This window comes from Paracoccus haematequi, assembly GCF_900631945.1.
In the GTDB taxonomy this organism is placed as follows: Bacteria; Pseudomonadota; Alphaproteobacteria; order Rhodobacterales; family Rhodobacteraceae; genus Paracoccus; species Paracoccus haematequi_A.
This window is the reverse complement of sequence record NZ_UZWE01000026.1, coordinates 52,291-77,332: the sequence shown is the minus strand read 5'-3', so window position 1 is coordinate 77,332 and position 25,042 is coordinate 52,291. Positions and strand designations below refer to the sequence as shown.

The 25,042-nt window shown below is 67.6% G+C and carries 22 protein-coding genes and 1 riboswitch; of the genes, 11 read left to right on the top strand and 11 right to left on the bottom strand.

Annotated features, from left to right (window positions below; all coding sequences use genetic code 11):
- Window positions 1-74 precede the first annotated feature (74 nt).
- From rbfA to truB, 3 genes are all read left to right on the top strand, one after another.
- Window positions 75-491, top strand: coding sequence for a 30S ribosome-binding factor RbfA (gene rbfA, locus PARHAE_RS07370; RefSeq protein WP_126153966.1), 417 nt, complete (start codon window positions 75-77; stop codon window positions 489-491).
- On the top strand, window positions 481-1,236 hold the full coding sequence (locus PARHAE_RS07365) for a phosphodiester glycosidase family protein (protein WP_126153965.1): 756 nt from the start codon (window positions 481-483) through the stop codon (window positions 1,234-1,236). The genes rbfA and PARHAE_RS07365 overlap by 11 nt, the downstream gene beginning before the upstream one ends.
- Window positions 1,237-1,302: 66 nt before the next feature.
- Complete coding sequence (truB, locus tag PARHAE_RS07360; protein ID WP_126153964.1) at window positions 1,303-2,196, top strand: tRNA pseudouridine(55) synthase TruB; 894 nt, start codon at window positions 1,303-1,305, stop codon at window positions 2,194-2,196.
- Between the two features lie 34 nt (window positions 2,197-2,230).
- On the opposite strand, the gene thiQ is transcribed toward truB, so the two are convergent.
- From thiQ to PARHAE_RS07345, 3 genes are read right to left on the bottom strand one after another with little or no spacing between them, the layout of a single operon-like run.
- Window positions 2,231-2,923: a thiamine ABC transporter ATP-binding protein gene (gene thiQ, locus PARHAE_RS07355; protein ID WP_126153963.1), complete on the bottom strand. Its 693-nt coding sequence runs from the start codon at window positions 2,921-2,923 to the stop codon at window positions 2,231-2,233.
- Window positions 2,916-4,463, bottom strand: a complete 1,548-nt coding sequence (locus PARHAE_RS07350; protein ID WP_126153962.1) for a thiamine/thiamine pyrophosphate ABC transporter permease ThiP — start codon at window positions 4,461-4,463, stop codon at window positions 2,916-2,918. Before PARHAE_RS07350 ends, thiQ begins: the two co-directional genes overlap by 8 nt.
- Entirely contained in the window at window positions 4,439-5,419 is a 981-nt protein-coding gene (locus PARHAE_RS07345; RefSeq protein WP_126153961.1) for a thiamine ABC transporter substrate-binding protein, read from the bottom strand. Before PARHAE_RS07345 ends, PARHAE_RS07350 begins: the two co-directional genes overlap by 25 nt.
- Before the next feature lie 30 nt (window positions 5,420-5,449).
- Window positions 5,450-5,548, bottom strand: a riboswitch (TPP riboswitch).
- A gap of 59 nt (window positions 5,549-5,607) precedes the next feature.
- Between PARHAE_RS07345 and mutS the strand changes: the two genes are divergently transcribed.
- The 8 genes from mutS to phoB all read left to right on the top strand — a co-directional run bounded on the left by mutS (window position 5,608) and on the right by phoB (window position 15,398).
- The gene (mutS, locus tag PARHAE_RS07340; RefSeq protein ID WP_126153960.1) at window positions 5,608-8,244 is read left to right on the top strand and encodes a DNA mismatch repair protein MutS; all 2,637 of its coding nucleotides are present in this window, start codon (window positions 5,608-5,610) and stop codon (window positions 8,242-8,244) included.
- Entirely contained in the window at window positions 8,241-9,341 is a 1,101-nt protein-coding gene (aroC, locus tag PARHAE_RS07335; protein ID WP_126153959.1) for a chorismate synthase, read from the top strand. The genes mutS and aroC overlap by 4 nt, the downstream gene beginning before the upstream one ends.
- Before the next feature lie 138 nt (window positions 9,342-9,479).
- Complete coding sequence (locus PARHAE_RS07330) at window positions 9,480-10,508, top strand: substrate-binding domain-containing protein (protein ID WP_126153958.1); 1,029 nt, start codon at window positions 9,480-9,482, stop codon at window positions 10,506-10,508.
- Window positions 10,509-10,576: 68 nt separating this feature from the next.
- Entirely contained in the window at window positions 10,577-11,782 is a 1,206-nt protein-coding gene (gene pstC / locus PARHAE_RS07325) for a phosphate ABC transporter permease subunit PstC (protein WP_126153957.1), read from the top strand.
- A complete protein-coding gene (gene pstA / locus PARHAE_RS07320; RefSeq protein WP_126153956.1) occupies window positions 11,779-13,137 on the top strand; it encodes a phosphate ABC transporter permease PstA in 1,359 nt (452 codons plus the stop codon). Before pstC ends, pstA begins: the two co-directional genes overlap by 4 nt.
- Before the next feature lie 23 nt (window positions 13,138-13,160).
- Window positions 13,161-13,958 (top strand): phosphate ABC transporter ATP-binding protein PstB, encoded by a 798-nt coding sequence (gene pstB, locus PARHAE_RS07315; RefSeq protein ID WP_126154084.1) that lies wholly within the window; start codon window positions 13,161-13,163, stop codon window positions 13,956-13,958.
- Between the two features lie 21 nt (window positions 13,959-13,979).
- On the top strand, window positions 13,980-14,705 hold the full coding sequence (phoU, locus tag PARHAE_RS07310; protein WP_126153955.1) for a phosphate signaling complex protein PhoU: 726 nt from the start codon (window positions 13,980-13,982) through the stop codon (window positions 14,703-14,705).
- Window positions 14,706-14,708: 3 nt separating this feature from the next.
- Window positions 14,709-15,398: a phosphate regulon transcriptional regulator PhoB gene (phoB, locus tag PARHAE_RS07305; RefSeq protein WP_126153954.1), complete on the top strand. Its 690-nt coding sequence runs from the start codon at window positions 14,709-14,711 to the stop codon at window positions 15,396-15,398.
- On the opposite strand, the gene PARHAE_RS07300 is transcribed toward phoB, so the two are convergent.
- The 8 genes from PARHAE_RS07300 to PARHAE_RS07265 all read right to left on the bottom strand — a co-directional run bounded on the left by PARHAE_RS07300 (window position 15,383) and on the right by PARHAE_RS07265 (window position 24,918).
- Complete coding sequence (locus PARHAE_RS07300; protein ID WP_126153953.1) at window positions 15,383-16,276, bottom strand: ribokinase; 894 nt, start codon at window positions 16,274-16,276, stop codon at window positions 15,383-15,385. The two genes, phoB and PARHAE_RS07300, sit on opposite strands and share 16 nt — an antisense overlap.
- Window positions 16,277-16,393: 117 nt before the next feature.
- The gene (locus tag PARHAE_RS21980) at window positions 16,394-17,794 is read right to left on the bottom strand and encodes a cytochrome c1 (protein WP_126153952.1); all 1,401 of its coding nucleotides are present in this window, start codon (window positions 17,792-17,794) and stop codon (window positions 16,394-16,396) included.
- A 13-nt stretch (window positions 17,795-17,807) separates the two neighbouring features.
- The gene (gene petB, locus PARHAE_RS07290) at window positions 17,808-19,130 is read right to left on the bottom strand and encodes a cytochrome b (protein WP_126153951.1); all 1,323 of its coding nucleotides are present in this window, start codon (window positions 19,128-19,130) and stop codon (window positions 17,808-17,810) included.
- A 12-nt stretch (window positions 19,131-19,142) separates the two neighbouring features.
- Window positions 19,143-19,703, bottom strand: coding sequence for a ubiquinol-cytochrome c reductase iron-sulfur subunit (gene petA / locus PARHAE_RS07285; protein ID WP_126153950.1), 561 nt, complete (start codon window positions 19,701-19,703; stop codon window positions 19,143-19,145).
- A 263-nt stretch (window positions 19,704-19,966) separates the two neighbouring features.
- Entirely contained in the window at window positions 19,967-20,734 is a 768-nt protein-coding gene (gene radC, locus PARHAE_RS07280) for a RadC family protein (protein ID WP_126153949.1), read from the bottom strand.
- 46 nt (window positions 20,735-20,780) lie between these two features.
- Complete coding sequence (dnaJ, locus tag PARHAE_RS07275) at window positions 20,781-21,935, bottom strand: molecular chaperone DnaJ (RefSeq protein WP_126153948.1); 1,155 nt, start codon at window positions 21,933-21,935, stop codon at window positions 20,781-20,783.
- Window positions 21,936-22,014: 79 nt separating this feature from the next.
- Window positions 22,015-23,931 carry a molecular chaperone DnaK gene (gene dnaK / locus PARHAE_RS07270; RefSeq protein WP_126153947.1) on the bottom strand — a complete coding sequence of 639 codons (1,917 nt, stop codon included), beginning with the start codon at window positions 23,929-23,931 and terminating at the stop codon, window positions 22,015-22,017.
- A gap of 165 nt (window positions 23,932-24,096) precedes the next feature.
- Window positions 24,097-24,918 (bottom strand): ABC transporter permease, encoded by an 822-nt coding sequence (locus PARHAE_RS07265; protein WP_126153946.1) that lies wholly within the window; start codon window positions 24,916-24,918, stop codon window positions 24,097-24,099.
- Window positions 24,919-25,042 lie beyond the last annotated feature (124 nt).

The window sequence follows — 25,042 nt, the reverse complement described above, 5'->3', positions numbered from 1 at the left end:
GGGGCCTCCTTTCGCGGGGTTTGCCGCGTCATATCCCGTTGCGGCGCGGCCCGCGACCCCCTACATCGGGACATATGGCACAGAACCGTTTTTCCCATGGCCCCGGCCCCTCGCAGCGCCAGCTTCGCGTGGGCGAACTGATCCGCCGCACCCTGTCGGACGTGCTGTTGCGCGCCGACGTGCATGACCCGGATCTGAACCGCCATTCGATCACCGTGGGCGAGGTCCGCACCTCGCCCGACCTGAAGGTGGCGACCGCCTATGTGCTGCCGCTCGGCGGCCACGATGCCGAGGACGCGCTGGCCGCCCTGCGCCGCAACGCGCCCGAACTGCGCCACCTGGTCGCCAAGGCGATGACGCTGAAATACGCGCCGCAGTTGCGCTTCCAGCTTGACGAGACCTTCGACCGCATGGACGACACCCGCCGCCTGTTCGCCGACGAACGCGTCCGCCGCGATGTGGAAGGCGGCGCGGACGACGATGCCGGTTGACCTGCGCCCCCTGGGCGTGGCGGTGGGAATGCTGCTGGCCTGGGCGATCCCGGCGGCGGCGGACGGCTGCGGGCGGATGACCCATGACGGCCAGGGCTATGTCGTCTGCGAGGTTTCCGCCGCGCAGGAGCCCGCCCTGCGGCTGTGGCAGGACGGCCCCGACGGCCAGCCCCTGCGCAACTTCGCCAATGTCCGCGCCACGCTGGGCCAGGGCGAAAGCCTGTCCTTTGCCATGAACGCGGGCATGTATCATGCCGATTATCGCCCCGTGGGCCTGCTGGTCATCGACGGGGTGGAACTGCAACCGATCGTCACCGGGGAAAGCCGCGACAATTTCGGGATGCTGCCGAACGGCGTCTTCTGCACCGGCGGCGCGCGCCCCTTCCAGGTGATCGAAAGCCGCGCCTTTGCCGCCGCGCGCCCCGACTGCCGCCTTGCCACGCAATCCGGGCCGATGCTGGTCATCGACGGCGACCTGCACCCGCGCTTTCTGGTCGATTCCGACAGCCGCTATATCCGCAACGGCGTCGGCGTGTCGCCGGACGGTCAGACCGCGTGGTTCGCCATTTCCGACCGGGCGGTGACCTTCCATGAATTCGGGCGGCTGTTCCGCGACGGGCTTGGGGTGCGCGACGCGCTGTATTTCGACGGGTCGATCAGCAGGCTCTATGCGCCGGGGGTGAACCGGGCGGATTTCGGGCGCTCGCTGGGGCCGATCATCGGGCTGGTGGACGGCGCCGAGTGAACCGGGCCGGTTGACCTTGCGCGGTCGGCTGGCTATGCCGCCGCCTTCCGTTTGCAAGGGGATCCCATGGCACGCAAGAAGGGCCGCGACATCAATGGCTGGCTGATCGTGGACAAGCCCGCGGGGGTCGGATCGACCGCGGTGGTCGCCAAGGTCCGCTGGGCGCTGGACGCGAAGAAGGCGGGCCATGCGGGCACGCTGGACCCCGATGCGACCGGCGTCCTGGCCGTGGCCCTGGGCGAGGCGACCAAGACCGTCGCCACCATCACCGACGCGCTGAAATGCTATGACTTCACGGTCAATTGGGGGGCCGAGACGACGACCGACGACGCCTCGGGTCAGGTGGTGCGCCGGTCGGACGCCCGCCCCGATCGCGCCGCGATTCTGGCCGCGCTGCCCGCGTTCATCGGCGACATCATGCAGGTGCCGCCCGCCTTTTCCGCCGTCAAGGTCGATGGCGAGCGCGCCTATGACCTGGCGCGAGAGGGCGAGGAACTGGACCTGGCCGCCCGGCCGCTGTGGGTGGACAGCCTGGACCTGCTGGAGTGCGACCAGGACAGCGCGCGGTTCCAGATGGTCTGCGGCAAGGGCGGCTATGTCCGCTCCATCGCGCGCGACCTGGGGCGCGCGCTTGGCTGCCTGGGCCATGTGGCCCATCTGCGCCGCACCTGGTCCGGCCCGTTCGACCTGGACGGCGCGGTGCCCTTCGAGCGCATCGACCGCGAGGCGCAGGACTGGCTGGACACGCAGCTTCTGCCGCTGGAAACGGCGCTGACCGACCTGCCGATGCTGCGCGCCACGCCCGAGGGCGCGGTGCGGATCCGCAACGGCAATCCGGGACAGGTGACGGGCACGGCGGACTGGGGCGATCTGGTCTGGGTCGCGGATGCCAAGGGGCCGGTCTGCATCGGGCGGTATCAGGGCGGCACGGTCCAGCCGGAACGGGTGTTCAACCTGTAGATCGATTTACAGGGCCTTCGCCACCTGCGGTCGTTCACCCCAGATAAGCTCTCAGCCCCGGCGGCGGGTCGTCCAGCAGCGGGCCGGTCGCGACCGGGGGATGGGCCACGCCGCCCTCGACCAGGATCGTCTGCGGGGCGAAGCGGCGCGCGTCGCCTGGATCATGCGTCACCATCAGCACCGTGGCCCTGGTCTGGTCGGCGATGCGCCCCAGCAGGGCCAGCATCTCGGCCTTCAATGCCGGGCCAAGGGCCGCGAAGGCCTCGTCCAGCAGCAGGACCGGGCGCGCCCGCAGCAGCACGCGGGCCAGGGCCACGCGGCTTTGCTGGCCGCCCGACAGGTCGGCGGGGCGGCGACCCTCGGTCCCCTCCAGCCCGACCTCGGCCAGAACCTGCGCCACGCGGCAGCGCTGCGGTTCGGACAGGCGCAGGTCGGGGCGCAGGCCCAGGCCGACGTTCTGCGCCACCGTCAGATGCGGGAACAGGTTCTGGTCCTGGAACAGCATCGACACCGGGCGCCGCCCCGGCGGCAGGGCGGTGATGTCCTGCCCGTCCAGCCGGATCCGCCCGCGATCCGGCGCCAGGAACCCGCCGACCAGCGACAGCAGCGTGGATTTGCCGGACCCTGACGGGCCGATCACTGCAACCCGCGCGCCCTGGTCCACCGACAGATCGGCGGACAGGGCAAAGGCGCCGCGCGTCACGCGGATGGCGTCGAATTCAAGCAAGGCGGCCCCCCTTGTCGAAGATCCAGAACAGGCCGAAGCTGATCGCCATCAGCAGCACCGCGCAAGCCGCCGCGTCGTCCATGCGATAGGAATTCATCAACTGGAACAGCTGCAAGGGCAGCGTCGGCCGGTCGGCGGCGAACAGTGTGATCACACCCAGGTCGCCCATCGCCAGCGCCGCCGCCAGCCCGCCCGCGAAGCCCAGCGGACGGGCAAGACGCGGCACCGTCAGCAGCCGCAGCCGTGCCAGCCCGCGCAGATCCAACGAATCGGCCAGCCGCCCGTAATCGCCATGCAGTGTCCGCGCCGCCGGGATCAGCGCGCGCAGGCCGAAGGGCAGGGCCATGATCGCATTGACCCCGACCGTCACCGGCAGCGCCATCGCCTGCGGCGCGACCCAGGGGCGCAGCAGGATGAACAGCCCGGTCCCCAGCACCAGGGGCGAGGCGATCAGCGGCAGCATTCCCGCCGTCTCGATCCAGCGCAGCCGCCCGCGCGCCAGCGACAAGGCCAGCAGCAGCGACAGGATCAGGGCCAGCAGGGCCGAGATCAACGCCATCACGACCGATCGCAGCGTAGCCTCCCACACCTCGGGCGGCAGGGCGGGGATGCGGGGCAGCCCGCGCGCCGTGACCGCCGCCATCGGCCAGATCAGAAAGCCCGCCGCCGCTGTGATCACAAGCGCATCGCTCCCTCGCCGCCAGCCGCCGGGCGCGGCGGGGCGGTGGGCCGCGTCCAGCCCTGCCCCGAACGCTGCCGGGATCGCGATCCAGCGGGCCAGGCCCATCGCCGCCACGCAGAGGACGACCTGGATCAGCCCCAGGCTGGCCGCCCGGCCCAGATCGAAGTCGAAGCGGAAGGCCTGATAGATCGCCAGTTCCACCGTGGTGGCGCGCGGCCCGCCGCCAAGCGCCAGGGCCACGGTGAAGCTGGTCAGGCAGACCAGGAACACCGCCAGCCACACGCCGGGCAGCACGGCCCGCAGCATCGGGCGCTCCAGGTGCCGGGCCACGTCGCGGGGGCCGAAACCCAGGCCTTCGGCCAGGCGGAACCGTTCGGCCGGGATCGCCTGCCAGCCTTGCAGGATCAGCCGCACCGACAAGGGCAGGTTGAAGAAGACATGCGCCAGGATCACGCCCTGCCAGCCATAGATGCTGACCTCGGGCAGGCCCAGCAGGCGCAGGGCGTCGTTTACCGCGCCGCTGCGCCCGAAGACCGCGATCAGTCCCATGATCGCCACGATCACCGGCAGGATGAAGGGCGCGCCCAGCAGCGTGACCAGGATCCCCCGCCCCGGAAAGCGCCGCCGCGCCAGGGCGCGGGCAACCGGAATTGCGCAGACCGCCGACAGCGTGGCCGACAACGCGGCCTGCCAGATCGTGAACCAGACCGCGCGCCAGTCCCAGGGGCCAAGCCCGCCCAGCCCCTGCGCGGCCCAGGCCACAGCGGCCAGGGTGCCGCCGACCAGCAGGGCAAGGCCGGTGGCGGCGACGGCGCCCCCGGCCTCGGGCGCGGTCAGCCCGCGAAGGCCCGCAGCCATTCGTCCAGCGCGGGACCGCGCGCGGCCTCGGCCTCGTCCTCGGTATAGAACAGGGTCTTGTCCGGGCGCGGCAGGTCGCGCATCACCTGCGGCCACTGGTCCTGCGGCAGCTTGGCGGGCAGCGACCAGTTGGCCAGCGGGATCATCGCCTGGAATTCCGGCGTCAGGATCCAGTCCATGAATCGCTGCGCCAGTTCCGGCTGGTCGGTGGTGCGGATCTGCGCGGCCAGTTCGGCCATGAAGTAATGACCCTCGGGGAAGATCGCGGCCTTCTTGGTCGTGTCGTTTTCCGAGGCGATGTGATAGGCGGGCGAGGTGGTATAGGACAGGACCATGTCGGCCTCTCCTTCCGTGAACATGCCATAGGATTCCGACCAGCCCTTGGTCACGGTCAGCGCCTTGGGGGCCAGCTTCGCCCAGGCCTCGGGCGCGTCATCGCCATAAACCGCCTTGACCCACAGCAGCAGCGCCAGCCCCGAGACCGAGGAGCGCGGATCCTGAATGACGATCTTCAGATCGTCAGGCGCGTCCAGCAGGTCGGCGAAACTGGCGGGCGGGTTTTCCAGCCGGGTTTCGTCATAGATGAAGGCGGTCTCGCCCCAGTTGTAGGGCAGGAAGATCGGATCGGTCCACGCAACGGGCAGCGACAGGTCGGACGTGTCCTGCCCATGCGGCGCGAACAGGCCCGATGCGCGGGCGCGGGCGGTCACGTCGGTGTTCAGGCCGAAGAGGATATCGGCCTCGGTCCGCTCGCCCTCCATCAGGACGCGGGACAGTTCATCCCCGGTCACGAAGCGCAGGTCGCAGTCGCAGAAGGCCTCGAACCCTTCCTCGATCTTGGGGCCGGGGCCCCATTCGCTGGTGATGGATTCGCCCGCATAGACGGTCAGGACGGGCTTGTCCTGGGCCATGGCGGGGGTCGCGGCCAGGGCGGCCAAAAGCAGGGGAAGTTTCATCGCTGCCTCCTTTCACGAAGGGTTTCGAAAGAAAGGACAGCGCACCTTCCCTCCGCCGGTGTTAGCCGGATCAGGTTCAACGGGTCCGCTTGCGCGTCTCAGCCAGGACAGGCCCCCCGAGGTGGCATTGAATGTAGGGATTTCGCGCGCCCGCGCAAGCGGCTAGAAACACCGGCATGACCAAGGACATGACCGACCAGCCCACCCCGATGATGGCGCAATACCTGGCGATCCGGGATGCCAATCCCGGCGCGCTGCTGTTCTATCGGATGGGCGATTTCTACGAGATGTTCTTCGACGACGCCATCGCGGCCTCGGCCGCGCTGGACATCGCGCTGACGAAACGCGGCACGCATCTGGGCGAACCGATCCCGATGTGCGGTGTGCCGGTCCATGCGGCCGAAAGCTATCTTCTGACGCTGATCCGCAAGGGATTCCGCGTGGCCATCGCCGAGCAGATGGAGGATCCGGCCGAGGCGAAGAAGCGCGGGTCCAAGTCGGTCGTGGCCCGCGACGTGGTGCGCCTTGTCACCCCCGGCACCCTGACCGAGGAATCCCTGCTGGAGGCGCGGCGGCACAACTATCTGGCGGCCTTCGCGCAGGTTCGCGACGAATGCGCGCTGGCCTGGGTGGATATTTCCACGGGTGTCTTTCAGGTGATGGATTGCCCGCTGCCGCGCCTGGCCCCGGAACTGGCCCGGTTGGCCCCGCGAGAGTTGCTGGCCTGCGACGGGTCCGGCCTGGACGACCTGGCGGCGGATGCCGGGGCGGCGCTGACCGACCTGCACGCCTCCGCCTTCGACAGCGCGGCGGGGGCGCGGCGGCTTTGCGCGCTTTATGGCGTGGACACGCTGGACGGGTTCGGCAGCTTTACCCGCGCGGAACTGTCGGCGATGGGGGCCATCGTCGATTATCTGGACCTGACGCAGAAGGGCAAACTGCCGCTGCTGCGCCCGCCGGTGCGGGAACGCGCGGGCGGCGCGATGCAGATCGACGCGGCGACCCGGCGCAATCTGGAACTGACGCAGGCGCTGTCCGGGGGGCGAGAGGGGTCGCTGCTGTCGGCCATCGACCGGACGGTGACGGCGCCGGGCGCGCGGCTGCTGGAGCGGCGCATCAGCGCGCCCAGCCGCGACCTGCCGCTGATCCATGCGCGGCAGGATGCGGTGGCGATGCTGACCGACGATCCGCGCCTGATGGCGGATCTGCGGGACGCGTTGGCGCGTGTTCCCGACATGGACCGGGCCTTGTCGCGTCTGGCGCTGGACCGGGGCGGGCCGCGCGATCTGGCGGCGATCCGGGCGGGGCTGTCGCAGGGCGCGGCGATTGCCGCGCGCCTGCCCGGCGATGCGGCGTCGGTTCTGGCGGATGCCGCGCGCGACCTGATCGGGCACGATGATCTGATCCGGCTGCTGGACGATGCGCTTGTGGCGGAACCGCCCTTGTTGGCGCGCGATGGCGGCTTTGTGGCGGCGGGTTACGAAGACGACCTGGACCAGACCCGGCGGCTGCGCGACGAGGGGCGCGGGGTCATCGCCGGGATGCAGGCCGATTATGCCGCGCTGGCCGGGGTGCCCAGCCTGAAGATCAAGCATAACAACGTGCTGGGTTATTTCATCGAGACGACGACCACCCATGCGGAACGGATGATGGCCCCGCCGCTGAACGCGACCTTCATCCACCGCCAGACCACCGCCAACCAGATCCGCTTCACGACGGTGGATCTGTCGGAACTGGAAACCCGGATCCTCAATGCCCGCGACCGCGCCTTGGAGATCGAGCGGGGCATCTTCGACCGCCTGCGCGTGGCGGTGCTGGACCGTGCGCCGCAGATCGGCCAGGCGGCGCGGGTGCTGGCGGAAATCGACCTGGCCGCCGCCTTCGCCGACATCGCCACGGGCGAGGGCTGGACGCGGCCCGTCGTGGATGACAGCCGCGCCTTCGTGATCGAGGGGGGCCGTCACCCGGTCGTGGAACGCGCCTTGAAGCGCAAGGCTGAAAGCTTCGTCGCCAACGACTGCGCCCTGACCGAAGGGGATACCCCGGCGATCTGGCTGCTGACCGGGCCGAACATGGCCGGGAAATCCACCTTCCTGCGCCAGAACGCGCTGATCGCGGTGCTGGCGCAGGCGGGGGCCTTCGTGCCCGCCCGCCGCGCCCATATCGGGCTGGTCAGCCAGTTGTTCAGCCGTGTGGGCGCCGCCGACGATCTGGCGCGGGGCCGGTCCACCTTCATGGTGGAAATGGTCGAGACTGCCGCCATCCTGAACCAGGCCGACGATCGCGCTTTGGTGATCCTGGACGAGATCGGGCGCGGCACCGCCACCTGGGACGGGTTGTCCATCGCCTGGGCGGTGATGGAGCATCTGCACGAGGCGAACCGCTGCCGCGCGCTGTTCGCCACCCATTACCACGAGATGACGGCCCTGTCGGCCAAGCTGGACGGGGTGGACAACGCCACCGTCGCCGTGCGCGAATGGGAGGGCGAGGTGATCTTCCTGCACGAGGTCAGGAAGGGCGCCGCCGACCGCAGCTATGGTGTGCAGGTCGCGCGACTGGCGGGGTTGCCCGCATCCGTGGTGGATCGGGCACGGCAGGTTCTGGACGCGCTTGAATCCGGGGAACGAGAGGGCGCGGCCCGCCCCGCGGCGCTGATCGACGACCTGCCCTTGTTCCGCGCCGTGCCGCCCGCCCCTGCGCCCGCCAGGACCAAGGACAGCCCGCTGGACGCGCGGATGAAGGACATTCATCCCGACGCCCTGACCCCGCGCGAGGCGCTGGATCTGATCTATGAACTCAAGGCCATGACCGGAGAGACCGCATGAGCTACAACACCTTCGGCCGCGAATTCCGGTTCACCACCTGGGGCGAAAGCCACGGCCCTGCCCTGGGCGCGACCGTCGATGGCGTCCCCCCCGGCGTGACCCTGGACGAAGCGTTCATCCAAGCCTTCCTGGACCGCCGCCGCCCTGGCACCAGCAAGCACACGACGCAACGGCGCGAGGCCGATCAGGTGCGCATTCTGTCGGGCGTCTTCGAAGGCCGCACCACCGGCACGCCCGTGCAACTGATGATCGAAAATACCGACCAGCGGTCCAAGGATTATGGAGAGATCGCCCAGGCCTTCCGCCCCGGCCATGCCGACATCACCTATCACCTGAAATACGGCCATCGCGACTATCGCGGCGGCGGGCGGTCATCGGCCCGCGAAACGGCGGCGCGGGTCGCGGCAGGGGGCGTGGCCCAGGCGGTGCTGCGCGATCTGCTGCCCGACCTGCGGATCACCGGATATATGGTGCAGATGGGCGCGCTGCATCTGGACCGGGCGCGCTTCGATGCGCGCGCCATCGGCGACAACCCGTTCTTCCTGCCCGACGCGACGGCGGTCGGCCAATGGTCCGATTATCTGGACGCCATCCGCAAGGACCAGAACAGCGTCGGCGCCGCCATCGAGGTGCTGGTCGAGGGCTGCCCGCCCGGCCTGGGCGCGCCGGTCTATGCGAAACTCGACACCGACCTGGCCGCCGCGATGATGTCGATCAACGCCGTGAAGGGCGTCGAGATCGGCGAGGGAATGGCCGCCGCCGCCCTGACCGGCACCGACAACGCCGACGAGATCCGCATGGGCAACGACGGGCCGATCTATCTGTCGAACCACGCGGGCGGCATCCTGGGCGGCATCAGCACCGGACAGCCGATCGTGGTGCGGTTCTCGGTCAAGCCGACCAGCTCGATCACCACGCCGCGCCGCACCATCGACCGTCAGGGGCGCGACATCGACCTGATCACCAAGGGCCGCCACGACCCCTGCGTGGGCATCCGCGCGGTGCCCGTGGCCGAGGCCATGGCGGCCTGCGTGATTCTGGACCACCTGCTGATGGACCGCGCCCAGACCGGCGGCGCGCGCGGCCGGATCGGCTGATTGTCACAATTTCGGCGCGGAATCGCCATGAATCCGCGTCTTGTCACACGACTGTCATGTTTCTTTCGCACAAGCGTCACCTGTGGCGCTTAGGTCACGCACAGCCCCACTCTGGGCGTGAAGTAACAGGAGAGATCCATGTCCACCGTGAAATTCACCGTCTCGGCCCTGGCCGTGATCGCCGCCTCGGCCACTGCCGCTGCCGCCCGCGATCAGATCCAGGTGTCGGGGTCGTCCACCGTCCTGCCCTATTCCACCATCGTTGCCGAACTGTTCGGCGAGAACGCCGGCTTCCCGGTCCCGGTCGTGGAATCCGGCGGCACCGGCGGCGGCTTGCAGAAATTCTGCGAGGGCGTCGGCGAAAACACCGTCGACATCGCCAATGCCAGCCGCCCGATCCGCGACAAGGAACGCGAGACCTGCACCGCCAACGGCGTGACCGACATCATGGAAGTCCGCATCGGCTATGACGGGATCGTCTTCGCCAATTCCGCCAGCGGCCCGGATTTCGCCTATACCCCCGCCGACTGGTTCAACGCCCTGTCCGCCAAGGTGGTCAAGGACGGCCAGGTCGTCGACAACCCGAACACCACCTGGGACCAGGTGAACCCGGATCTGCCCCAGCAGGAAATCCTGGCCTTCATCCCCGGCACCAAGCACGGCACCCGTGAAGTCTTCGAGGAAAAGGTGATCGCGGCGGGCTGCGAGGAATCGGGCGCGCTGGAAGCCTTCAAGGCCTCGGGCATGGACGAGGACGCGGCCGAGGAAGCCTGCACCACGCTGCGCACCGACGGCAAGGCTGTGGACATCGACGGCGATTACACGGAAACGCTGGCCCGCATCGAAAGCTCGCCCAATGGCATCGGCGTGTTCGGCCTGTCCTTCTATGAAAACAACACCGACAAGCTGAAGGTCGGCACGATCAGCGGCGTCACGCCGTCGACCGAAAGCATCGCCTCGGGCGAATACCCGGTGTCGCGCCCGCTGTTCTTCTATGTGAAGAAGGCCCATATCGGCCAGATCGACGGCCTGAAGGACTTCGTGGAATTCTTCGTCTCGGACGAGGTGGCCGGTCCCGACGGCCCGCTGGCCGAATACGGCCTGGTGTCGGACCCGGAACTGGCCGCGACCCAGGAAGCCGTCGCCAACGAAACCACCATGCAATGACGCCCAGGCGGGCGGCGCGGGCGATCCGCGCCGCCCGTCCTTCCCGTTCCTCATGAAGGATCGCCCGAATGCCGCTGTCATGGGCCGTTTTCGCAAGTTTCCTGCTGGCCGCCGCCGGCTATGTCATTGGCCGCAGCCGCGCCTTCGCGACGGCCGGCCCGGATGTCCGCAAGCTGCACAGCCGTCCGACCTATCACGGCTACAGCGTCGCGCTGACCGCGCTGCTGCCGCCGCTGGCGGTGCTGGCCGTCGCCTCGATCCTGCGCATGGCGGGGGTGCTGTCCGATAGCGCCGGTCCGGTGGCCGGGCTGGTGGCGCTGGCCGCCGCCGTGGCCGGGCTGGCCTGGGGCGTGATGCGCGTCGGCCAGCAGTTCCAGGCCCGCAACGCGGTCGAACGGATGGTGCTGGGCCTGCTGATGCTGTGTTCGCTGATCGCCATCGTCACCACGGCGGGGATCGTGCTGTCGCTGGTCTTCGAGACCGGGCGCTTCTTCCAGCTTTACGACTGGAAAACCTTCTTCTTCGGCACCGAATGGACGCCGCGCTTCCAGGGCAATTCGCAACTGGGCATCGTGCCGCTGCTGTGGGGCACGCTGTATATCAGCTTCATCGCGCTGCTGGTTTCGGTCCCCATCGGGCTGTTCGCGGCGATCTACATGTCGGAATACGCCACCCGCCGGGTCCGCAGCATCGCCAAGCCCGCGATCGAGGTGCTGGCCGGGATCCCGACCATCGTTTATGGCCTGTTCGCCCTGATCACCGTGGGGCCGCTGCTGCGCGATTATTTCGCACAACCGCTGGGCCTGGGCAATTCGGGATCGTCGGTGCTGACGGCGGGGCTGGTGATGGGCGTCATGCTGATCCCCTTCGTCAGTTCGCTGTCCGACGACATCATCAACGCCGTGCCGCAAAGCCTGCGCGACGGCGCCCTGGGCCTGGGGTCCACGCCGTCGGAAACCGTGCGCCAGGTGGTGCTGCCCGCGGCCCTTCCGGGCATCGTCGGCGCGGTCCTGCTGGCCGCGTCCCGCGCCATCGGCGAGACGATGATCGTGGTCCTGGGCGCCGGCGCGAGCGCCCAGATGAGCCTCAATCCGCTTGAGGCGATGACGACGATCACCGTCAAGATCGTCAGCCAGCTGACCGGCGACAGCGACTTCAACTCGCCCGAGACGCTGGTGGCCTTTGCCCTGGGTCTGACGCTGTTCGTCATCACCCTCGGCCTCAACGTGGTCGCGCTCTACATCGTGCGCAAATATCGCGAGCAGTACGAATGACCGACATGCCGCTTTCCCAGCCCGCCGCCGCGCCCGAGCGCCGCACCGGATCGCTGCTGGCCCAGGATGCCCGCACCCGCCGCCGCAATGCCGCCGAAAGCCGCTTCCGCGGATACGGGGTCGCCGCCATCGCCATCTCCATGCTGGCGCTTGTGGTGCTGCTGGCGACGATCCTGTCGGGCGGTGCGGGCGCCTTCCGCCAGACCTACCTGAACATTCCCGTCACCCTGGACGCCGCCGTCCTGGACCCCAAGGGCAACCGCGATCCGGCCGAGATGGCCAAGGTGCTGACCCTGTCCTATGGCCGGGTGCTGGACGCGGCGGTCGAGGCGACGGTCGCCCGCCACGGCATCCAGATCGAGGGGCTGACCGAAAAGGACATCGACAGCCTGATTTCCAAGGAGGCCTCGGCCCAGGTCCGCAACCGGGTGCTGGCCGATCCCGACTTGGTCGGCCAGACCGTCGAATTTGACGTGCTGGTGGGGGGCCGCATCGACGGCTTCTTCAAGGGCCGCGTCACCATGGACAGCGCCGCGCGCGACAGCAACACCTCGCCCCAGCAGTTGCAGCTGGCGCAGGAACTGGCCGACCGGGGCGAGATGGTCACCCGTTTCAACTGGAACTTCCTGACCAATGCCGACGCCTCGGACCAGCGTCCCGAAGCCGCCGGCGTGGGCGTCGCCATCCTGGGATCGTTCTACATGATGCTGGTGGTGCTGGTGCTGGCGGTGCCGATCGGCGTCTCTGCCAGCATCTATCTTGAGGAATTCGCCCCCAAGAACCGCCTGACCGACATCATCGAGGTCAATATCTCGAACCTGGCGGCGGTGCCCTCCATCGTCTTCGGGATCCTGGGTCTGGCCGCCTTCATCAACTTCGTCGGCCTGCCGCAATCGGCGCCCATCGTCGGCGGCCTGGTGCTGACGCTGATGACCCTGCCCACGATCATCATCTCGACCCGTGCGGCGCTGAAGGCGGTGCCGCCGTCGATCCGCGACGCGGCCCTTGGCGTCGGCGCGTCGAAGATGCAGTCGGTGTTCCACCACGTCCTGCCGCTAGCGATGCCCGGCATCCTGACCGGCACGATCATCGGCCTGGCCCAGGCCCTGGGCGAGACCGCGCCCCTGCTGCTGATCGGCATGGTCGCCTTCGTGCGCAACTTCCCCGACGGGCTGCCGGGCGGGCTGATGGATCCCGCATCCGCCCTGCCGGTGCAGGTCTACAACTGGACGCAGCGGTCGGATCCGGCCTTCATCGAACGGGCATCGGGGGCGATCATCGTGCTGCTGATCTTCCTGCTGTGCATGAACCTGCTGGCCATCTGGCTGCGCCGCAAGTTCGAACGCCGCTGGTAATCGGACCGAGAGAGGACATTATGATGTACGACATAAACCGCGCGGAGAACGCCGTGACCCAGACAGACATCAAGATCTCGGCCCGTAAGGTCCAGGTCTATTACGGTGAAAAGCACGCGCTGAAGGATGTCGACGTGGACATCCAGGACAAGACCGTGACCGCCTTCATCGGCCCGTCGGGCTGCGGCAAATCGACCTTCCTGCGCTGCATCAACCGCATGAACGACACGATCCCCATCGCGCGGGTCGAGGGGCAGATCCTGCTGGACGGCGAGGATGTCTATGACCGCCGCGTCGATCCGGTGCAGCTGCGCGCCAAGGTCGGCATGGTGTTCCAGAAGCCGAACCCGTTCCCCAAGTCGATCTATGACAACGTGGCCTACGGCCCGCGCATCCACGGGCTGTCGCGCAACCGCGCGGAACTGGACGCCATCGTCGAAAAGGCCCTGCGCGGCGCCGCCCTGTGGAACGAGGTCAAGGACCGCCTGCACGAACCCGGCACCGGCCTGTCCGGCGGCCAGCAGCAGCGCCTGTGCATCGCCCGCGCCGTCGCCACGTCCCCCGAGGTTCTGCTGATGGACGAGCCGTGTTCGGCCCTTGACCCCATCGCCACCGCCCAGGTCGAGGAGCTGATCGAGGAACTGCGCAGCCAGTTTTCCGTGGTGATCGTCACCCACTCGATGCAGCAGGCCGCCCGCGTCAGCCAGAAGACCGCCTTCTTCCACCTGGGCAGCCTGGTCGAATACGGCGATACCGACGACATCTTCACCAAGCCGCAGGACAGCCGGACCGAGGCCTATATCTCGGGCCGGATCGGCTGAGGCAACAGAAGGGCAGCACCCATGAACCGCGAAAAACATATCTCGTCGGCCTTCGACCGCGACCTGGAAACCATCCAGGCCCTTGCCGTCAAGATGGGCGGCATGGTCGAGGCCGCGATCCAGGACGCCGCAACCGCCCTGGAGACCCGCGACGAGGAGCTGGCCGAACAGGTCCGCCGCCGCGACAAGGCCATCGACGCGCTTGAACTGCAACTGAACGAGGACGCCGCCCGGCTGATCGCCCTGCGCGCGCCGACCGCCACCGACCTGCGCATGGTCCTGGCGGTGATGAAGATCTCGCATTCGCTGGAACGGATCGGCGACTATGCCAAGAACATGGCCAAGCGCACCCATGTCCTGTCGCAGATGCCGCCCATCGAAGGGGCGGGCCTGGCGCTGCGCCGGATGAGCACGGCGGTCGGCAAGATGGTCCAGGACGCGCTGGACAGCTATATCCGCCGCGACGCCCAACTGGCCGAGGACGTGCGCCAGCGCGATCTTGAGGTGGACCAGATGTACAACGCGCTGTTCCGCGAATTCCTGACCCACATGATGGAGGATCCGCGCAACATCACCCCCTGCATGCACCTGCATTTCATCGCCAAGAACGTCGAACGCATGGGCGATCTGGCCACCGCCATCGCCGAACAGGTGATCTATCTGGTCAGCGGCGAATTGCCCGACGATTCGCGCCCCAAGGACAACAGCGTGCCGTTCGTCGAGACGGACGCGGCCAGCGGGGGCTGATCGATGGCACGGCAAGCCCCCTGCGTCCTGGTGGTCGAGGATGAATGCGCACAGCGCGAGGTTCTGCAATACAACCTCGAGGCCGAGGGGTTCGAGGTCGTCGTCGCCGACAATGGCGAGGACGCGCTGCTGCTGGTCCAGGAAGAACAGCCCGACCTGATGGTGCTGGACTGGATGCTGCCCAAGGTCTCGGGGATCGAGGTCTGCCGCCAGGTCAAGGCCGATCCCTCGACCCGCAGTATCCCGATCATCATGCTGTCGGCGCGCAGCGAGGAAACGGACCGCGTGAGGGGCCTGGAAACCGGGGCCGACGATTATGTCGTCAAACCCTATTCCGTGGTCGAACTGATGGCGCGGCTGCGCACGCAACTGCGCCGCACCCGGCCGGCAAGCATGGGCGAACGCCTGTCCTTCGCCGACATCATCCTGGACGCCGCCGAACACCGCGTCTTTCGCGCGGGCCAGGCGCTGCATCTGGGACCGACCGAGTTCCGGCTGCTGTCCACGTTGATGGAAAAGCCGGGCCGGGTCTGGACGCGCGAACAACTGCTGGACAGGGTCTGGGGCCGCGACATCTATGTGGATACGCGCACCATCGACGTGCATGTGGGCCGCCTGCGCAAGGCGCTGATGCAGAACGGCGGCAACAACCCGGTCCGCACCGTGCGCGGCACCGGCTATTCGCTGGGCTGATCTGCCGGCCGCGCGGCCAGGAAGTCCAGCACTTCGGCGCGGGTCGGGATCGCCTCGCCCGCGCCGTGCCGCGTGACCTTCAGCGCGGCTGCGGCCGAGGCCAGCCGCAGGGCCTGGGGAATCGCCTCGCCGCGATCCAGAGAGGCCGCAAAATAACCCGCGAAGGTATCGCCCGCCCCAGTCGTGTCGACCGGATCGACGGGAAAGGCCGCTTGGCGATGAACCGTGCCGGTGGTCAGGTCGCGATATTCCGCCCCCTCTCCGCCTCGGGTGATCAGCAGGCCCTCGACCGGCAGGTCGCCGGGGATGGCGGCGAACAGCGCCTCGGCCTCGCCCGCGTTCATCGCCAGGATCGAGACATGGGGCAGGATCGCCCGCACGGCGGCGATGTCGAAGGGCGCGGCGGAATAGATCACGCGGGCGCCTGCCTGCCGGGCGGCGCGCGCGGCCTCGACCTGGCAGCTGGTCTCGTTCTGGATCAGCAGCGTATCGCCCGCCGCGATTTCGGACAGCGGATCGGCCAGCATCGCGGGCGTCAGCGCCCGGTTGGCGCCGGGATGGATGACGATGGCGTTTTCGGCCTGCCCGTCCAGCAGGATGATGGCATGGCCGGTGGCCTGGTCCGCCATCCGCAGGATGTCGGTGGTGACGACGCCCCGCCGCGACAGCCGGTCGATGACCCAGTCGTCAGCCTGACCCATGGCGCCCAGGTGATGGGTGTCGGCGCCCGCGCAGGCCGCGGCGACCGACTGGTTCGCGCCCTTGCCGCCCAGTCCCTGGACATAGCGGGACGCGGCCAGCGTCTCTCCGGGTCGCGGCAGGTGGTCCAGCCGATAGACATGGTCGATATTGATCGACCCCAGGTTCCAGATTGCCATAAGACCGCCCCTCCGCTGCCTCGTGCGATGTTGCCGGAAGCGCGCGGCTTGTCCAGCCCGCCCACGCAATGAAAAACGCGCCCCGCTGGGGGCGCGTCCGGTTCGTTGAACTGCGGGTTACTGCTTGCGGTGCAGCTTGCCCTTGTGGGGCGCCCACAGCCGCTTGTTGGTCAGATACAGCAGCGAGGTCAGCACGATCAGGAACAGCACCGACACCAGGCCGACCTGCTTGCGGTCGGTCAGCTTGGGTTCGGCGGTCCACATCAGGAAGGCCGACACGTCGCGGGCCATCTGGTCGACCGTCGCGGGAGTGCCGTCCTCGTAGGTCACCAGGTCGTCCGACAGCGGCGGCGGCATGGCGATGTTGCCGCTGGCGAAGGCGGTGTTCTGATAGAAGACGCTGCCGGCCTGTTCCACTTCCTCGCCGGTATAGCTGGTGAGGATGGCGTGGATGTATTCCGGTCCGCCGATGCCGCGCAGGAACTGGTTGATGCCGGTGCCCTGCGGACCATGGAAGCCCGCGCGGGCCTTGGCCATCAGCGACAGATCCGGGCCCATGCCATCGCCCGACACGGTCGGGAAATGGTCGGTCGGCAGGCGCGGACGCTCCTCTCCGGTTTCGGGATCCAGGATCGGCGTCAGGTTCGCCGCATAGGCACGGACCTGATCTTCCGGCAGGCCGGGACCGCCGTCGTCATGCAGCGTGCGGATCGGCACGAACTTCATGCCGTGGCAGGCCGCGCAGACCTCGGTATAGACCTGCAAGCCGCGCTGAAGCTGGAACTGGTCGTATTTCCCGAACGGCCCTTCGAAGCTGAACGAGATGTCCTCGATATGCGGGGCGCCGTGGCTGGCGGCGGCGTGCTCTTCCCCGGCAGCGCCTTCGATGTCGTCATGGCCTTCCCCGGCCACCACGGTGCCGGTGGTTTCGGCGGGAACGGCGGCCTCCTCGCCCTCGGTCACCTGAACGGCATCTGCTGCGGGTTCACCGGCGGCCTCCGGCGCGGCGGTTTCGGCGGCAGGTTCTTCGGCCGGAGCTGCGTCGGCGGCGGGGGCTTCGGCTGCGGGTTCTTCCGCGGCGGGGGCCTCTTCGACGGCAGGTTCGTCAGCCGCGGGGTCTTCGGCTGCGGGCGCAGCTTCGGCCGCGGGTTCCTCGGCGGCGGGGGCCGCTTCGGCAGGCTCGGCTGCGGTGTCGGCGGTGGCCGACGGCGCGGCGGGCGCCTCCATCGGGGTCTGCTCGGCCGGGGCCGGAGTCGATGTCGGCTCGGACGACTGCGTGGGGGCGGTCGCGGTTTCCCCGGTCGGGGACTGCCCGGATCCGGCTTCCGCCGGCGCGGCGGGCGCTTGGGCCGCATCCTGCCCGGCGGGGGCAGGGATCGCAGAGGGTTCGGACGACTGCTGCGTCCCGGTCGGTTGCTGGACCGGGGCGGGCGTGGCCGCGTCCTGCGCAAGGGCATAGCCCCCCGCAGAGATCGCCAGCACCGCAACAGCCGAGAGCGTCTTGGTTCTCAGGGTCATTGTCTGGCTCTCCTTACTCGGCCATGCGCGTGGGCGAATCGTAATGCGCAAGGTAGTCTTCCTCGATCGTGGCGGGCATCGGCTCGGGCTTCTCGATCACGCCCAGCAGGGGCAGGATGATCAGGAAATAGGCGAACCAATAGGCCGAGGCGACCAGCGAGATCGAGGCATAGGGTTCCTCGGCCGGCATCGCGCCGCACCACATCAGCAGCATGAAGTCGAAGGCCAGCAGCCAGAACCACCACTTGAACTGCGGGCGATAGCGGCCCGAGCGCACGCGCGAGGTGTCCAGCCAGGGCACCAGCGCCATGACCAGGATCGCGCCGAACATCGCCAGCACGCCGAAGAACTTGGCGTCGATGATGCCGAAGGACAGGAACTGGACGATCTGCACGATCCAGACATCCGCCGTGAAGGCGCGCAGAATGGCGTAGAAGGGCAGGAAGTACCATTCCGGCACGATATGGGCGGGCGTCGCCAGCGGGTTCGCCTCGATATAGTTGTCGGGGTGGCCCAGATAGTTCGGCATGAAGCCCACGACCGCGAAGAACACGATCAGCACCACGCCCAGGGCGAACAGATCCTTCATCACGAAATAGGGCCAGAAGGGCAGGGTGTCCTTCTGCGCCTCTTCCTTGCTGGTCCGGCGCACCTCGACCCCGGTGGGGTTGTTGTTGCCGGTGGTGTGGAAGGCCCAGATATGCACGGCGACCAGGGCCGCGATCACGAAGGGCAGCAGATAGTGCAGCGAGAAGAAGCGGTTCAGCGTGGCGTTGTCCACGGCCGGTCCGCCCAGCAGCCATTGCTGGATGGCGCTGCCGATGCCGGGAATGGCGCCGAACAGGCCGGTGATGACGGTAGCGCCCCAGAAGGACATCTGGCCCCAGGGCAGCACATAGCCCATGAAGGCGGTGCCCATCATGCACAGATAGATCAGCATCCCCACGATCCAGGTCACCTCGCGCGGGGCCTTGTAGCTGCCGTAGTAGAGGCCGCGGAAGATGTGGATATAGACGGCCGCGAAGAACAGCGAGGCGCCGTTCGCATGCAGATAGCGCAGCATGTAGCCGCCGTTCACGTTGCGCATGATATGTTCGACCGAGGCGAAGGCCAGGTCGACATGCGGCGTGTAATGCATCACCAGCACGATGCCGGTGACGATCTGAAGGACCAGGCAGAAGGCCAGGACGATGCCCCAGATCCACCACCAGTTCAGGTTCTTGGGGGTGGGGATCATCAGCGTGTCATAGACCAGGCTGACGATCGGCAGGCGGCGGTGGAGCCATTTCTCGAAGCCTGTCTTCGGCTCGTAATGGTCGTGCGGAATTCCGGCCATGCGAAGCCCTCCTCAGCCCAGTTGGATGGTGGTGTCGCTGATGAATTCAGCGACGGGGATATGCAGGTTCTGCGGCGCGGGCCCGCGTCGGATGCGCCCGGCGGTGTCGTAATGCGAGCCGTGGCAGGGGCAGAACCAGCCGCCGAAATCGCCGGCGCCGTCGCCAATGGGAACGCAGCCCAGATGCGTGCAGACGCCGATCTGGACCAGCCATTCCCCGGCCTCGTCCAGGGTGCGGTTCTGGTCGGTCGCGGGTTCGCCCGGCTTGTTGGCGTTTTCCGCGTTCTGGTCGATCAGGTCGTTCAGGTCCACGGCGCGGCCCGCCTCGATCTCGGCGGGGGTGCGGCGGCGGATGAACACGGGCTTGCCCAGCCATTTGACGGTCAGCTGCGTGCCTTCGGCGACGCCGCTGACATCGACCTGGATCGAGGCGAGCGCCTGGACATCGGCCGAGGGGTTCATCTGGTTCACAAGCGTCCAGGCGGCGGCTCCGGCAGCCACCGTGCCTGCGCCCGCCGTGGCATAATAGAGGAAATCCCTCCGGGTGCCTACGTGTTCGTCTGCGTGGGACACGGGTCATTCTCCAATTCGGGCCGGGGACCGGCCGATACGACAATCCGGGCCGCGCATCGTCGCAGCCTTCGCGCCCGCGGTTCTAGCCTTCAATTCTGCGTCAGTCCAGCGGGTAAGCCCCGCCCCGCCGGTCCATTCCCCTGCCGCTGTTGGAAAATTGTCGCGGGCATTTCGTCGCAGGGCCGGGGCGCGCAGGGGGCTTTCAGCCCCCTCGGCCGCTAGCGCGGCCTTCACCCCCCAGGGTATTTTCGCAAAGAAGAAACCTAAAGCAGGCCCTGGCTGCGGAAGGACAGTTCGCGCGACTTGCCGATGATCAGGTGGTCGTGGACGGTGATTCCCATGCTGTCGGCGGCCTGGGCGATACGGGCGGTCATGGTGATGTCGGCGTCCGACGGGGTGGGATCGCCCGAGGGGTGGTTGTGGACCAGGATCAGCGCCGAGGCGTTCAGTTCCAGGGCGCGGCGGATGACCTCGCGCGGGTAGACCGGGACATGATCGACGGTGCCGCGCGCCTGTTCCTCGTCCGCGATCAGCACGTTCTTGCGGTCGAGATATAGGACACGAAACTGCTCGATCTCGCGATGCGCCATGGCGGTGTGGCAGTAATCCAGCAGCGCGTCCCAGCCGGACAGGACGGGGCGGTGCATGACGCGGGCGCGGGCCATGCGCTGCGCCGCGGCCTCGACGATCTTGAGTTCGGTGACCACGGCGGGGCCGACGCCCTCGACCTGGTCCAGACGGGCGGTGGGGGCGGTCAGCACGCGGTTGAAGTCGCCGAAGGTTTCGATCAGCCGGCGGGCCAGGGGCTTCACGTCCTGGCGGGGAATGGCGCGGAACAGCACCAGTTCCAGCAATTCGTAATCGGGCATGGCCGCCGCGCCGCCGGTCATGAAGCGGTCGCGCAGCCGGGCGCGGTGATCGGCCAGATAGGACGGCGCCTTGCCCTGGGGCAGCGGCAGCGGCGGCGCCTCGTCCGGGGCCGGCGCGAACAGCGGCAGGGGCATTTCGCCAAAGGTGCGATTCGGGTCCATGGCGCCAGCATGGACCCGTGCCGGTGAAGAAAAGGTTAACGCTGCATCAGCGCGTCATGCCGTCCCAGAAGCTTTTGACCTTGTTGAAGAAACTGTCAGACTGGGGGCTGTTGTCGGCCTGCTCGGCCTCGAATTCGCGCAGCAGTTCGCGCTGCCGGGCGGTCAGGTTCACGGGCGTTTCCACGGTCAGTTCGATCAGCATGTCGCCCGGTTCGCCCGAGGCGCCGGGGCCGTGGCGCAGCGGCGGCATCCCCTTGCCGCGCAGGCGCATCTGGCGGCCCGACTGGCTGCCCGCCGGAACCTTCACGCGGGCGCGGCCGCCGTCGATGGTGGGCACCTCGACCTCGCCGCCCAGGGCGGCGGTGGCCATGCTGACGGGCACCTGACAGGCCAGGATCTTGCCGTCGCGCAGGAAGATCGGGTGGTCCTGAACCTCGATGAAGATATAGAGATCGCCCGCAGGACCGCCGCGCAGCCCGGCCTCGCCCTCACCGGCAAGGCGGATGCGGGTGCCGGTCTCGACGCCCGCAGGGATGTTCACGGACAGGGTGCGTTCGCGTTCGATGCGGCCCGCACCGTGGCAGGCCTGGCAGGGATTCTTGACGATCTGGCCCTGACCGCCGCAGGTCGGGCAGGTGCGTTCGACGGTGAAAAAGCCCTGTTGCGCCCGGACCTTGCCCATGCCCGCGCAGGTCGGGCAGGTGGCGGGCTGGGTCGCGCCCTCGGCCCCGGTGCCCGCGCATTCGTCGCAGGCGATCGAGCCGGGAACGGTGATCGATTTCTTGAGGCCGGTATAGGCCTCTTCCAGGCTGACCCGCAGGTTATAGCGCAGATCCTGGCCGCGTTGCGCGCGGGTCCGGCCGCCGCCGCCCCGGCGGCCCATCATGTCGCCGAACAGATCCTCGAACACATCGGCGAAGGCCGTGCCGAAATCGCCCGGATGTGCGCCGCGCCCGCCGAAACCGCCGCCGCCGCCTTCGAAGGCTGCATGGCCGAACCGATCATAGGCCGCCTTCTTCTGGTCGTCCTTCAGGCAATCATAGGCCTCGTTCGCTTCCTTGAAGCGGGCTTCGGCCTGGGGATTGTCCTTGTTGCGGTCGGGATGCAGTTCCTTCGCCTTCTGGCGATAGGCTTTCTTGATTTCCTCGGCCGAGGCCCCGCGCGTTACGCCCAGAACCTCGTAGTAGCAGCGCTTGGCCATGTTTCGTCCTGTCTGGTTCCCCAACGAAAGGGCCGGCCCGCGTCATTCGGCGGACCGGCCCGAGAGGGTGCGGCCCGGATCAGCCGCGCTTCTTGTCTTCGCCGAGATCCTCGAAATCGGCGTCCACGATGTCGTCGTCGACGTTGCGGGGCTGGTCGCCCTCATCGTCGCCGCCGTCAGCGGCGGACTGCTGCGACTTGTAGATCGCCTCGCCCAGCTTCATCGACGCGTCCATCACGTTCTGGATGCCGCCGCGGATCTTGCCCGCGTCGTCCGATTTCAGCGATTCCTCCAACGCGCCGACCGCCAGTTCGATCGCCTCGACGGTCGAGCTGTCCACCTTGTCGCCGTGATCTTCCAGCGACTTCTTGGTCGAATGGATCAGGCTTTCGGCCTGGTTGCGCGCTTCGACCAGCTCGCGGCGGGACTTGTCGGCCTCGGCATTGGCTTCGGCGTCCTTCACCATCCGCTCGATATCCTCGTCGGTCAGACCGCCCGAGGCCTGGATGGTGATGTTCTGGGTCTTGCCGGTGCCCTTGTCCTTGGCAGAAACCGAGACGATGCCGTTGGCGTCGATGTCGAAGGTCACCTCGATCTGCGGCAACCCGCGCGGCGCGGGCGGGATGTCTTCCAGGTTGAACTGGCCCAGCAGCTTGTTGTCGGCTGCCATCTCGCGTTCGCCCTGGAACACCCGGATCGTCACCGCGTTCTGGTTGTCTTCCGCGGTCGAGAAGATCTGCGACTTCTTGGTCGGGATCGTGGTGTTGCGGTCGATCAGCCGGGTGAACACGCCGCCCAGGGTCTCGATCCCCAGCGACAGCGGCGTCACGTCCAGCAGGACCACGTCCTTCACGTCGCCTTGCAGAACGCCCGCCTGAATGGCGGCCCCCAGGGCCACGACCTCATCGGGGTTGACGCCCTTGTGGGGTTCCTTGCCGAAGAACTCGGTCACGGCCTCGATCACCTTGGGCATCCGGGTCATGCCGCCGACCAGGACGATCTCGTCGATGTCGGATTTCGACACGCCCGCGTCCTTGATGGCGTCGGCGACCGGCTTCATGGTGCGCTTGATCAGGTCGCCCACCAGGCTTTCCAGCTTGGCGCGGGTCAGCTTGATGACCAGGTGCAGCGGCGTGCCGCTGTTCTTGTCCATGCTGATGAACGGCTGGTTGATCTCGGTCTGCGAGGACGAGGACAGTTCGATCTTGGCCTTTTCGGCGGCTTCCTTCAGGCGCTGAAGGGCCATCTTGTCCTTGGTCAGATCGACGCCGTGTTCCTTCTTGAACTCGTCCGCCAGGTAATTGACGATCCGCATGTCGAAGTCTTCGCCGCCCAGGAACGTGTCGCCGTTCGTGGACTTCACCTCGAACAAGCCGTCGTCGATTTCCAGGATGGTGATGTCGAAGGTGCCGCCGCCAAGGTCATAGACGGCGATGGTCTTGCTGTCCTTCTTGTCCAACCCGTAGGCCAGCGCGGCCGCGGTCGGCTCGTTGATGATGCGCAGGACTTCCAGGCCCGCGATCTTGCCCGCGTCCTTGGTGGCCTGACGCTGGGCGTCGTTGAAATAGGCGGGGACCGTGATGACGGCCTGCGTCACCGGCTCTCCCAGATAGCTTTCCGCGGTTTCCTTCATCTTCTGAAGGATCATCGCGCTGACCTGCGCGGGGGAATATTTCTCGCCCTTCACCTCGACCCAGGCGTCGCCGTTGCCGCCGTCGACGATGGCATAGGGAACCAGCTTGCGGTCCTTTTCCACGGCCTCGTCGCCGATGCGGCGGCCGATCAGGCGTTTCACGGCAAAGACGGTGTTGGTGGGGTTCGTGACGGCCTGGCGCTTGGCGGGCTGGCCGACCAGGCGCTCGCCATCCGTGAAGCCCACGATGGAGGGCGTGGTGCGGGCGCCTTCGCTGTTCTCGATGACCTTGGGCTGGCTGCCGTCCATGATCGCGACGCAGCTGTTGGTGGTGCCGAGGTCGATGCCGATGACTTTTGACATGCTTGTTTCCTTCTTGCGGCGATTCCAGAGGGCTTCAGGTCCGTTATGGCCCCCGAGGCCCGATCCCAAATGCGGTTCCAGGTCCGGGAACCCGGACGCTTCGGGGGTGTATATAGGGATGGTTTCAAGCCCCGCAAGCGCCCGATGCGGGCATTTTGCGCGCGATCAATCGGCCGCCGTCCAGCTGAGGGATTCGTATTTGCGGGTGGTGAAGTTGATCAGCAGCCCCACAATCATCGCCGCCAGCGAAAACCACAGCGCATAAAGCGGATCGGTTTTCAGGGGGGTGTAGTTGATGAACAGAAACCCCCGTTGCTGGTCGATGATGTGGAACAGCGGGTTCCAGATGAACCAGGGCAGCAGCGCGTTGGGAACCACGTTGCCCACGAACATCTTGCCCGAGGCGAACATGTTGATGCGCTGATAGGCCGTGGTGACCAGCCGCGATCCGCGCGGCGACCAGGGCCGGACGCCCAGGAAGATCAGGCCGATGCACCCGCCCGAGAACCAGGCCAGCAGATACATCCCCAGGCTTCCGGGCCAGAAGTCGACATGGATGGGCGCGACCAGGACGTGATACAGCCACAGGATCGCGATGCAGCTGATCGTCTGGCGATACAGCACCGCCAGCGCGGCCGAGGCGATCAGGACCGCCGGATTCAGCGGTTCGTGCTTGGTCAGCCCGCCCGAGACCGAATGGCTGCCCGCCACCGCGCCCGATGTCTGGACATGGACCATGAACATGAAGATGCCCGACATCAGGTACAGCATGAAATCGCCCCGGATGGGCGAGTTGCGCACCCCCATGACCAGATAGATCAGCAGGAAGGCCATCATGAAGATCGCCGATTGCAGGATCGTCAGCAGCAGCCCCACCACCGCGTTGCGATGGTCGTTGCGCAGGTTGTAGACTGTCTGGTGATAGATCAGGCCCAGCGTGGCGCCGGCGGCCTGGACGATCGTTCTGGTCTTTCGCTGGTTGAACAAAGCCCGCGCCGCCCCTGCCTGCGACCTTGGGGCGCTTGCCCAAGCCGTCGGCCGCGATCATAAGGGGGATTGGTGCCCGTCACAATCGGCGGGACCGCGCCAGGCGGGCCGTGCGGGAAGGAAA

What these genes read in the sequence shown, in the direction of transcription:
- rbfA (WP_126153966.1), top strand. Translation starts at nt 75, where the DNA reads ATGGCACAGAACCGTTTTTCCCATGGCCCCGGCCCCTCGCAGCGCCAG.
- PARHAE_RS07365 (WP_126153965.1), top strand. Translation starts at nt 481, where the DNA reads ATGCCGGTTGACCTGCGCCCCCTGGGCGTGGCGGTGGGAATGCTGCTG.
- truB (WP_126153964.1), top strand. Translation starts at nt 1,303, where the DNA reads ATGGCACGCAAGAAGGGCCGCGACATCAATGGCTGGCTGATCGTGGAC.
- PARHAE_RS07350 (WP_126153962.1), bottom strand. Translation starts at nt 4,463, where the DNA reads ATGGCTGCGGGCCTTCGCGGGCTGACCGCGCCCGAGGCCGGGGGCGCC.
- PARHAE_RS07345 (WP_126153961.1), bottom strand. Translation starts at nt 5,419, where the DNA reads ATGAAACTTCCCCTGCTTTTGGCCGCCCTGGCCGCGACCCCCGCCATG.
- mutS (WP_126153960.1), top strand. Translation starts at nt 5,608, where the DNA reads ATGACCGACCAGCCCACCCCGATGATGGCGCAATACCTGGCGATCCGG.
- aroC (WP_126153959.1), top strand. Translation starts at nt 8,241, where the DNA reads ATGAGCTACAACACCTTCGGCCGCGAATTCCGGTTCACCACCTGGGGC.
- PARHAE_RS07330 (WP_126153958.1), top strand. Translation starts at nt 9,480, where the DNA reads ATGTCCACCGTGAAATTCACCGTCTCGGCCCTGGCCGTGATCGCCGCC.
- pstC (WP_126153957.1), top strand. Translation starts at nt 10,577, where the DNA reads ATGCCGCTGTCATGGGCCGTTTTCGCAAGTTTCCTGCTGGCCGCCGCC.
- pstA (WP_126153956.1), top strand. Translation starts at nt 11,779, where the DNA reads ATGACCGACATGCCGCTTTCCCAGCCCGCCGCCGCGCCCGAGCGCCGC.
- pstB (WP_126154084.1), top strand. Translation starts at nt 13,161, where the DNA reads ATGTACGACATAAACCGCGCGGAGAACGCCGTGACCCAGACAGACATC.
- phoU (WP_126153955.1), top strand. Translation starts at nt 13,980, where the DNA reads ATGAACCGCGAAAAACATATCTCGTCGGCCTTCGACCGCGACCTGGAA.
- phoB (WP_126153954.1), top strand. Translation starts at nt 14,709, where the DNA reads ATGGCACGGCAAGCCCCCTGCGTCCTGGTGGTCGAGGATGAATGCGCA.
- PARHAE_RS07300 (WP_126153953.1), bottom strand. Translation starts at nt 16,276, where the DNA reads ATGGCAATCTGGAACCTGGGGTCGATCAATATCGACCATGTCTATCGG.
- PARHAE_RS21980 (WP_126153952.1), bottom strand. Translation starts at nt 17,794, where the DNA reads ATGACCCTGAGAACCAAGACGCTCTCGGCTGTTGCGGTGCTGGCGATC.
- petB (WP_126153951.1), bottom strand. Translation starts at nt 19,130, where the DNA reads ATGGCCGGAATTCCGCACGACCATTACGAGCCGAAGACAGGCTTCGAG.
- radC (WP_126153949.1), bottom strand. Translation starts at nt 20,734, where the DNA reads ATGGACCCGAATCGCACCTTTGGCGAAATGCCCCTGCCGCTGTTCGCG.
- dnaJ (WP_126153948.1), bottom strand. Translation starts at nt 21,935, where the DNA reads ATGGCCAAGCGCTGCTACTACGAGGTTCTGGGCGTAACGCGCGGGGCC.
- dnaK (WP_126153947.1), bottom strand. Translation starts at nt 23,931, where the DNA reads ATGTCAAAAGTCATCGGCATCGACCTCGGCACCACCAACAGCTGCGTC.